The 5,981-nt window shown below is 73.2% G+C and carries 5 protein-coding genes; 2 read left to right on the top strand and 3 right to left on the bottom strand.

Translation table 11 applies throughout. The features are described 5' to 3' along the window. Positions 1 to 473: 473 nt before the first annotated feature. The 3 genes from AB0M46_RS50825 to AB0M46_RS50815 all read right to left on the bottom strand — a co-directional run bounded on the left by AB0M46_RS50825 (position 474) and on the right by AB0M46_RS50815 (position 3,255). Complete coding sequence (locus AB0M46_RS50825; RefSeq protein ID WP_363348896.1) at positions 474 to 755, bottom strand: hypothetical protein; 282 nt, start codon at positions 753 to 755, stop codon at positions 474 to 476. A gap of 190 nt (positions 756 to 945) precedes the next feature. Further along, on the bottom strand, positions 946 to 1,137 hold the full coding sequence (locus AB0M46_RS50820) for a hypothetical protein (RefSeq protein ID WP_363348894.1): 192 nt from the start codon (positions 1,135 to 1,137) through the stop codon (positions 946 to 948). A 507-nt stretch (positions 1,138 to 1,644) separates the two neighbouring features. Further along, positions 1,645 to 3,255 carry a recombinase family protein gene (locus AB0M46_RS50815; protein WP_363348892.1) on the bottom strand — a complete coding sequence of 537 codons (1,611 nt, stop codon included), beginning with the start codon at positions 3,253 to 3,255 and terminating at the stop codon, positions 1,645 to 1,647. 37 nt (positions 3,256 to 3,292) lie between these two features. On the opposite strand from AB0M46_RS50815, the gene AB0M46_RS50810 reads away from it, so the two are divergent. After that, on the top strand, positions 3,293 to 3,511 hold the full coding sequence (locus AB0M46_RS50810; RefSeq protein WP_363348890.1) for a VOC family protein: 219 nt from the start codon (positions 3,293 to 3,295) through the stop codon (positions 3,509 to 3,511). 49 nt (positions 3,512 to 3,560) lie between these two features. Continuing rightward, on the top strand, positions 3,561 to 5,948 hold the full coding sequence (locus tag AB0M46_RS50805; protein ID WP_363348888.1) for a hypothetical protein: 2,388 nt from the start codon (positions 3,561 to 3,563) through the stop codon (positions 5,946 to 5,948). Positions 5,949 to 5,981 lie beyond the last annotated feature (33 nt).

Below are 5,981 nucleotides of genomic sequence, written 5' to 3'. Positions count from 1 at the left end.
ATCGCTTCTTCCCCACGTTCTCCATGATGCTAGACATCCTCCCGGAGACCCCAGGTCCCCTGATCTCGGATGTCCGTCAAAACGGGGCAGGCCCACGCCGGGCAGCTCGCCTCGTGTGATGCGGGCAGTCATCCAGACCAGAGTCAGGGACTTGCCGATGCCTTCGCGCCCCGGCACGAGCGTGATCGCCCCGGTTGGCACTCGCCCGTCCCACGCCCAGCGGACCGGGCGTGGCCGGATCACTGACGCCGGTGTCAGCCGCAGCTTCCGGCCGCCTGTGTCCCCGCTGTCCTGTTGTCCCATCGGCTCGTCAGGGCCTCGCTTAGCGACCGGCGCCGGTGCCGCCGTTCGCTTCTGGCGCTCTGCCGCCGCACGCCGCAGGTCCAGCTCGCGCACACCGAACGCCCGCGCCACCGCTGCCGGGTCGTGCCCGTCCACGACGTACTGCACCGCCTGGCCGATTGCGTCAACGCTCACGCCGAGCACCGCCCATCGTCCTCGACGGTCGGCGCGTACATGCCGACGCCCAACAGGCGGTCCAGTTCCTTGACGAACCGTAGCCGCCGCCGTTGGCAGCCGAGGCGGTGCCGCCGTCGGGCACGCTCCGGGTCGCCCGTGGCGGCCAGCCTCGGACGGGGGATCCGCATATCGCGGCCAGTCGCGTCCGCCGTCGCGGCCACGGCTCCGTCGGTACTCTCGACCGCGGGGTAGATGGTGGTGGGGCGGTCGGGCGGGCCGCCTCGCTCATCACTCACGCGGCCACATCCGTTTCGTCTACGGAATCGGCAGTGGCTCGTCGCGCGTCAACACGCGCGAGAGCGGTGCGCACGATCCGCGCCGCAGGCGCCACGTGTGCCGGGTCGTGGATGAATGCCGCACAGGTGCACGGGTCATCGCTGCACACCTGACCGTCGAGGATGCCGCCACTTCGGCGGGCTTGGTCGGTCACCGGGCCCCGCCCGTTAGTGCGGCGATGAGCCGGTCGCGCTGCTCGTCGGTGAGGCTTGCGGCGGCGTCGATCAGCTTGGTGATGTGGTGGTCGAGCGTGGTCCGGGCCAGGCCGCCCTTGCGGGCGCGTTCCTGGCGGACGACGGGATCGGCGAGCAGGCCGGTACGGCCTCGGCTCTGGCCGGTCATGGGTGGTCCCTTCGGGCAGCAAAACTCTGCCGCCCGGCGCCGCTCAGTGACAGCGTGGGGCAGCCTGCCCGGAGGTTGCACCGCTTCCGGTGGGGACTACAGATAGCAGCTTATATGAGCGAGATGTCCAGCTCAGTGACGTTCGCGGCAAGTAGCCTCGCGGCGTGTTCATCGGCTCGCGCCTGCGCCCACCGGATCGGGTAACGGCCGCAGCGCGGGCATCGCACGTGCACCGTCCCGCAGTCCTGCCATACGCCCCGATTGCTGATGCCGACGCCGCGATTCACCGGCATCCACACGTACGGAGGTCTGGCATCCGCCGACGTGGCCGTGCCGAGCGCGGTGCGCGGGTGCTGCCCGCGGTCGGTGCAGACGTACAGAAGTGCCGCATCGACATGCAAGCGCCCCTCGGCCATTAAACCGGCGAGCACGGCTCGGTCACGTAGGCGCCTGGTGAGGCGGTCCGGTGTGTCCATGGCCGGTCTAACGCAGCGAGAAGCTGCTACGTCACGACGTGCGCCACTCGATGGCCACGCGGTTCTCATCGAAGCGCGCCGTGCCCGGACGCGCCTTCCTCAGCGTGACGGTGTTGATGAACCGGGAGATGACGTCGCGCTGCTCGTCCAGCGTCATCCCGTCGTGCCAGGCGATTCGAATCCGCTCAGCGTCGATGCCGGTGGCGGGCGCCGGAACGGTCGCCAGCTCCGCGCGCAGGCGCCGCTCCTCTTCGGCCAACCCTGCACGCGCCGCCTGCCACTCGGCGGTCGTGAGCTTGTTCGGATCTCCGAACGGCAAGCTCCACATCTTCGACAGATCGACGCGCTGATCTTCGATCGCCCGCAAGACGGCAGCGATCTTCTCACGCCGCTCCACGTGCTCATCGGTGCTGAACTGCGCGACGAACGCTGGGTTGTCCAACTCGTCGAGCAGGCGCCCGACGACATATGCCTCCAGTTGATCGCCCATGATGCCGACGCACGCCCTGCCGCCCTTCCTCGGGTGGCAGAAGTAGTACGGCGCGTGCTTCCACAGGACGCGGGTGCCGTCTGCGCGCTTGCGCGTGAGGTGCTTCATCGACGCCGTCAGCGGCATTGAGCACTCGCCGCAAATTGCGGTGCCGCCCGTCAGCAGGTACCGGCGACCCGTCGTGCGCGTCGTCGGGGTGATCGGGTACGTGCCCCCGTCGACCCGCTGCACGACGCGCGGCCCGGCCAGCTTGTTCCGCACCGCCTGCCACGTCCCCTCGCCCAGGATCGGCGTCCAGTTACCCGTACGCGGCCCCCTGTCGTGGCCCTGGTGTACGCGGTGCCCGGCAACAGTTGGGTTCGTCACCCATGACTTCACCGACTGGTTGGTGATGGTCGACGGTCGCGTGACCGGCTTGCCGCCGTCCTCCACTGGCGTGCCGTCGACCGTGCGGACCGGGCATCCGCACTTCTTGCGGCGGTTCCCGGAACAGCGATGGTCGATCACCTTGACCTTGTGCGGTCCCTGCAGTCCGCGCGATCGCAGGTCGGCGGCGATTGAGGACAGCGACCAGCCGTCGAGCACCCGCGTGGCGCACTCCCGGATCACGGTTGCTTCGGCCTCCACGACATGCAACGTCTTCGCGCCCCGCTCGTTGACCCCGTGCGTGTAGCCGAACGGCCGCGAACCGGCCGGCAGGCCCCGCTCAGCCTTGTCCCGCAACGTGTCCATCAGCCGCTTCTTCATCTTGCGTATTTCGGCGGCGTTCAATACCGCCTTGATTCCGGCCACCTCCCCGCGCAGCTCCACGACGCCGTCGCGGTTGGTGTGCAGCACGGGTATGCCCGCTCCGTCCAGCTCGGCCGCCAGCACGAACCACGGGACCTCGCGCCGCTCCAAACGAGACTGTTCGACCGCCCACACGTGCAGCACCTCGCCGTCAGCGACCGCCGCGCGCAGCGCCTCGTACTCCGGTCGGTGCGCGTCCTCGTCGAACGCGCTGATGTCGTTGTCGGCGAACACCCGTACCGGGATGCCAGGCCAGCGCTCAGCCGCATACTCACGGCCCCACTTCTCCTGCGCCTTCACGCCCTCGACTCGGCCACTTTTGTCCTTGCTGATGCGGCAGTACAGCGCGACGTAACGGGTCATTCGGACATTATGGACTGCGGTTTATTGCCGGACACAAGTGACCGAGCCAAAGACGGCCAAGAACCGGATGCACCTCGACGTGCAGGTCGGCGGCGGGCGGGCGGTGCCCTGGCAGATCCGCTGGCCCCGGGTCCGGGCGGCCGCCGACCGCCTGATCGCCGCCGGGGCCACCGTCCTGGCCGAGGCCGAACTGGACGGCCGCCCCGACCACATCGTCCTCGCCGACCCGGAGGGCAACGAGTTCTGCGTGGTGTGACCTGTCATGGGACAGCGCCGGCGCGGCCGGGCTGGCACCATGCCTGATCGTGGACGAACTGTGGCAAAGCGCGCGCGACCGGGTCGACGCCGGCGACCTGGACGGCCTCGCCGGCCTGCTCGCCGGGGCCGGCGCGACGGACCGGGCGGCGCTGCTGCCGCTGCTGGAGGAGCACCGGCCGCCGGTCGCGCAGGCGGAGCCGGTCGAGCTGCCGCCGCTGGAGCCCGAGCCGGAGCCGGAGCTGCCCACGGGCAGCTTCGCCGTCGCAATCATCACGCACGGCGACGAGCCCCCGAAGATCCCGCGGACCACCGAGGAGTTGCGGGCCCACTTCGCCGCCGAGCGGCTGCGGGAGCGCGAGCGGGCGCGTGCGTCGCAGCTGTACCACCTGCGGCAGGAGGCGGCCCACGCGGCCACCCGGCGCAACATCGCCCGGCAGGCCGCCCACGCCTTCGCGGTCCTGGCCTGCACCGCGAAGGCGCCCGACGCCGTGCGCGCCTTCCTGCGCCGCTGGCCGGACGCGGTGCACCCGCCGGCCGAGGCGGCCGCCCCGCTGCTGCGGGTGCGCGGCGCCGCGTGGTGCACCACGCTGGCCCGCGGCCTGGCCAGGCGGGCTCGGTCGGCGGCGAACCCGTGGGCGTTCACCGAGGCGCTGCTGCGCGTGGTCGGCGAGCCGCTGCCGCAGGACCCCGCCGCCGTGGCCGAGTACGTGTCCGCGTGGCGCGGCGCCCCGCTCGCCGACGTGCTGGCCGGGGACCCGTGGTTCGACGCGGCGTTGCCGTACGTTTTCGACGACGACCGCGTCGGGGCGGCCTTCGTCACCCGCCACGCCGGGCGGGACTGGCCGCCGGCGCTGCTCGAGCTGGCCGCGTCCGGGCGCGTCCCCCGGGCCACCCTCATCGCCGGGTGCCTGCGGCGGCTGCGGACCGGCGGACGGACCGGGCTGCTGCAGCCGTACCTCAGGTTGCTCACCTCCCTCGAGCCGGCCCCCGCCGAGCTCGCCGCGCACCGGGCCGAGCTGCTGGGCCTGCTCGGCGCGCCCCTGTCGACCATCGCCGGTTTCGCCCACGCCGGGCTGCTCGCCGTGCACGCCGCGACGCCGCTGGACGGCCCGGAGATCGGCGCGCTGACCGTGGCCCTGTTCACCCGCCCGGAGAAGAAGCTGGTCCGGGCGCACCTGGCGTGGCTGCGCGGGCTGCCGCTGGACGGGCTGCTGCCCGACCTCGCCGACGGGCTGGCCGCCGGCCTGCACCACCCCGACGCGGAGCTGGCCGGCAAGGTCCTCGACCTGGCCGCGCCCAGGCTGGACGGCCTGCGCGGGCGGTTGCAGCAGGAGGTACCGCTGCTGGAGGGCGAGATCGGCGAGCGCCTCGCCGCCCTGCTCGGCACCGCCCCCGCCGAGCCGGCCGCCCCGCCGGTCCTCGTCGCCGACCTGCCCGCCGGGATGCCGGCGCCGCTGGACCTCGACGGCCTCGTCACCGAGCTGGCCGTCCACCAGCGCACCGCCGGCCGGACCGCCGACCCGGTCCAGGAGGAGCTGCTCCTCGACGGGCTCGTCCGGGCCGCGCGCGGCGACCGCGACGCCACCGCGAAGGCCCTCGCCCCCGTGGTGCCGCGGTGGGACGGCTGGTGGCCCGACGTCGTGCGGGCCGCCACCGGCCGTCCGGTCGCGGCCCGGCGGCCCGGCGATGCGCAGGCCGCCCCGCTGACCAGGTTCTGGCTGTGGCGCCTGGCCGAGCTGGCGCGCCGGCTGGCCGCCGCCCCGCCGCCCGCCCTGCTGGCCACCCCGGCCACGGCCGGCGGGCTCGTCGACCCGGCCCGCGTGCTGGCCCTGCTCACCGCGGCCGAGCGGGACGGCTGGGCGCCGGACCCGGCCGACCTCACCCAGGCCCTGCTGCGCCTGCCCCTCGACGCGGCCGGCGAGATCGGTGCCGGGGCGGCCCGCCTGGCCTCGCCCGCCGGCCGGGAGCTGGCCCGCTGGCTGGCCGAGGCGCCCCGCACGCCGCGGACCTGGGTCGAGGACGTGCCGGAGCTGCGGTACTCCCCCGCCCAGCGCATCGCGATGCTCGACCCGGCCGGCCTGCCCGCCGGGATCACCGACCCGCGCGGCGCCGCCGAGCGGGTGAACCGCGCCTGGCCACCGGCCGACCTGCCACTGTGGCCGATGATGACCCCGTCCCGGCCGGAGATCGCGGCGACGCACATCCAGCCGTTCGCGGTCTCCTGCCTCGACGGGAACAATTTCGGCACCGCGACGCTGGCCGGCCTCGCCGCCCTGGACGGGCCGGACGGCCCCGCCATGGCGCTGCTCCTGGCGTACACCTTGGGCAATCACCGCTCCCAGGTGCGCCTGGCCGCCGCCGACCTGTTGCTGGCCCGAGGGCGGGGGCGAGCCCGACGGTCGACTCCAGCGACAGGTCGAAGCGCCCGCCGATGAGGATGAGCGTCTCGGCGAGCACGAGCAGCGACA

The sequence above is a fragment of the Dactylosporangium sp. NPDC051485 genome, assembly GCF_040682015.1.
Lineage (GTDB): Bacteria > Actinomycetota > Actinomycetes > Mycobacteriales > Micromonosporaceae > Dactylosporangium.
This window is presented reverse-complemented; position numbering and strand designations above follow the sequence as displayed.

Bases quoted from the DNA above. Each gene is read 5' to 3' on its own strand.
- AB0M46_RS50820 (WP_363348894.1), bottom strand. From the start codon at position 1,137: ATGACCGGCCAGAGCCGAGGCCGTACCGGCCTGCTCGCCGATCCCGTC.
- AB0M46_RS50815 (WP_363348892.1), bottom strand. From the start codon at position 3,255: ATGACCCGTTACGTCGCGCTGTACTGCCGCATCAGCAAGGACAAAAGT.